The sequence below is a fragment of the Marinobacter sp. genome, from assembly GCF_033722195.1.
In the GTDB taxonomy this organism is placed as follows: Bacteria; Pseudomonadota; Gammaproteobacteria; order Pseudomonadales; family Oleiphilaceae; genus Marinobacter.
Genome location: NZ_JAWVZL010000175.1, coordinates 1 through 3,108 on the forward strand (window position 1 = coordinate 1; position 3,108 = coordinate 3,108).

Annotated in this window: 3 protein-coding genes; 1 reads left to right on the plus strand and 2 read right to left on the minus strand. The window is 61.5% G+C overall.

Annotation, left to right across the window (positions count from 1 at the left end; all coding sequences use genetic code 11):
• On the minus strand, positions 1-1,142 hold a 1,142-nt coding region (dnaK, locus tag R3280_RS16405), incomplete at its 3' end, for a molecular chaperone DnaK (protein WP_318999684.1).
• A 116-nt stretch (positions 1,143-1,258) separates the two neighbouring features.
• Positions 1,259-1,849, minus strand: coding sequence for a nucleotide exchange factor GrpE (gene grpE / locus R3280_RS16410; RefSeq protein WP_318999685.1), 591 nt, complete (start codon positions 1,847-1,849; stop codon positions 1,259-1,261).
• Between the two features lie 238 nt (positions 1,850-2,087).
• Here grpE and R3280_RS16415 point away from each other — a divergent pair.
• Positions 2,088-3,108 (plus strand): DNA repair protein RecN (locus R3280_RS16415; RefSeq protein WP_318999686.1); only part of this gene is annotated, 1,021 nt, incomplete at its 3' end.

The window sequence follows — 3,108 nt, forward strand, 5'->3', positions numbered from 1 at the left end:
ACCGCGCCCTGGATGGCCGCGCCGATCGCAACTGCTTCGTCGGGGTTCACGTCCTTGCGCGGTTCCTTGTCGAAGAAGTTCTTCACCTTCTCCTGAACCATCGGCATACGGGTCTGGCCGCCCACCAGAATCACCTCGTCGATTTCACCAAGCTTGGTCCCGGAATCTTCCAGCGCGGTGCGGCACGGCTCGAGGCTGCGCTCGACCAGCTCTTCCACCAGTGACTCCAGCTTGGCGCGGGTCACTTTCACGTTCATGTGCTTGGGACCGCTGGCGTCCGCCGTGATGTACGGCAGGTTGACGTCGGTCTGCTGGCTGGAGGACAGCTCGATCTTGGCCTTCTCGGCGGCTTCCTTCAGCCGCTGCATGGCCAGGGAATCGCCACGCAAGTCGATGCCGCTGTCCTTCTTGAACTGGTCGGCCAGGTATTCGATCAGTTTCAGGTCGAAGTCCTCACCACCGAGGAAGGTGTCACCGTTGGTGGCCAGCACCTCGAACTGGTGCTCACCGTCCACGTCGGCAATCTCGATGATGGAGATGTCGAAGGTACCACCACCCAGGTCATAGACGGCCACGGTGCGATCACCGGTCTTCTTGTCCATGCCGTAGGCCAGGGCCGCCGCGGTGGGCTCGTTGATGATGCGCTTGACATCGAGACCGGCAATCTTGCCGGCGTCCTTGGTGGCCTGGCGCTGGCTGTCGTTGAAGTAGGCCGGCACGGTGATGACCGCCTCGGTGACCTTCTCACCCAGGTAGTCCTCGGCGGTCTTCTTCATCTTCTTCAGCACTTCGGCGGACACCTGCGGTGGCGCCATCTTCTCGCCCTTCACCTCGACCCAGGCATCGCCGTTGTCGGCCTTGGTGATCTTGTAGGGCACCATCTTGATGTCTTTCTGCACGACGCTGTCTTCAAAGCGACGGCCGATCAGACGCTTGATGGCGTAAAGAGTGTTGCTGGGATTGGTGACGGCCTGGCGCTTGGCGGACTGACCAACCAGGGTTTCGCCGTCTTCTGTGTACGCGATAATGGAAGGCGTGGTGCGATCGCCTTCGGCGTTCTCGATAACCTTGACCTTGTCCCCATCCATGATGGCTACGCAGGAGTTTGTGGTCCCCAGGTCAATACCAATAATCTTACTCATTGATTCGCTCCAATTCGTTCGTTCAATCCGGTTCTGGCTATGCCAACTTCGCGGCCGGATCTGTCGCTCCGGCGTACCGTCCAGTTATTGCCTATATTGGCCCCAGGCCTGAGTTTTCAAGCCTGCTCGTCAATTTTCGGTGAGTCCCCTGCCTTGGCCACAACCACCATGGCGGGGCGCACCAGGCGATCGTTCAGGGTGTAGCCTTTCTGCACCACTGCCACCACGGTATTGGGCTCGGCATCGGGCGCCGGCACCATCGACATGGCCTCGTGTTTCTGCGGGTCGAAGGGCTCGCCGATGGGGTTGAGCTGAGCTACGTTGAACTTCTGCAGACTGTTCATGAACAGGCTCAGGGTCATTTCCACACCCTCACGGATCGAGGCCACCAGCTCACCCTTGTCCTCATGGCCCTCGGTGCTCTCGACCGCCTTCTCCAGGCTGTCCGCCACCGGCAGCAGTTCCTTGACGAACTTTTCCAGGGCAAATTTGTGAGCCTTCTCCACGTCGATCTCGGCACGGCGGCGCACATTCTGCATTTCCGCCTGCGACCGCAGCATCTGCTCCTGGTACTCCTTGACCTGCTCCCGCAGCGCCGCTACCTCATCCGGCTGACCTTCCTTCGCGGGATCCGCGGTCTCGTTCTCGGCCTGCTGGGCCTTCTGCTCATCCTCAATCTGTTCGTTACGATGCTCGTCAGCGCTCATGCACTACTCCTGCTCGATCATGGTCGGCCCGAACGTTTTCAGACCTGATTCAAAAACCTGCTCAGCGATATGGGGCCACCGGCATGGGTTTCAACCACAAAAAAATCACATTTATGGCATTTGCAAACTGTCCGGGCACTGTATATATTCACATGTACTGTACGAATTCACAGGTATGTCGGGCGACCTGCCCATCAACGCCGACAATCGTTGCTGACTGCCAGTCAAAGGAGGCCTCATGCTCACCCAGCTCACCGTGTCCAATTACGCCATCGCCGAAAGGGTGGAACTGCAGTTCGGCAAGGGCATGACCGCGCTGACCGGCGAGACCGGCGCGGGCAAGTCCATTGTGCTGGACGCGCTTGGGCTGGTGATGGGAGGCCGCGCCGATGCCGGCGCCGTGCGCCATGGCGCCAAGCGGGCCGATATCACCGCCACCTTCGATGTGTCCCGCATTCCCGAAGCCGGGCAATGGCTGGCCGGCCACGAACTGGACGACGACAGCGACTGCATTATGCGCCGGGTCATCAGCAAGGACGGCCGCTCCCGGGCCTACATCAATGGTCAGCCCTGCCCCCTGACGCACCTGAAGGATCTCGGCAGCCTGCTGATGGATATCCACAGCCAGCATCAGCACCAGTCGCTGCTGCAGAAAGACACCCACCGCAAGCTGCTGGACGAGTTCGCCGGCGCCGAAGCGCTGGCCCAGCAGACCCGCGCCGCCTTCAAGACCTGGCAGGCCACCCGCCAGCGCCTGCAGGACTGCCGGCACAACGCCGACGAGAATGAGGCCAAGCTGCAGCTGCTGCGCTACCAGGTGGAAGAGCTGGACCGCCTGGCCCTGCAGCCGGAGGAGCAGGTGGAGCTGGAGCAGGAACAGGAACAGCTCAGCCACGCCGAAGACGTGATGCTGCGCAGCCAGCAGGCCGCCATGCTGTGCACCGAGGATGAGACCAGCGCCGCCGGGCTGCTGCGCCAGGCCCTGCACCAGCTGGAACAGTTACCGGTAGAAGTTGTGCGCCTGAAAGACACCCTGCAGATGCTGAACGATGCCTACATCCAGGTCACCGAAGCCGGCGACAACCTGCGTCACTTCGTCGAAGACTACGAGGCCGACCCGCAGCGGCTGGCAGAGGTGGAGGAGCGCCTGAGCGCCATCTATCAGATGGCCCGCAAACACCGGGTGCAGCCGGAAGAGCTGCCGGAACTGCACCAGACCCTGAGCCGGGAACTGGCGGAGCTGGACCAGGGGGAAGGCA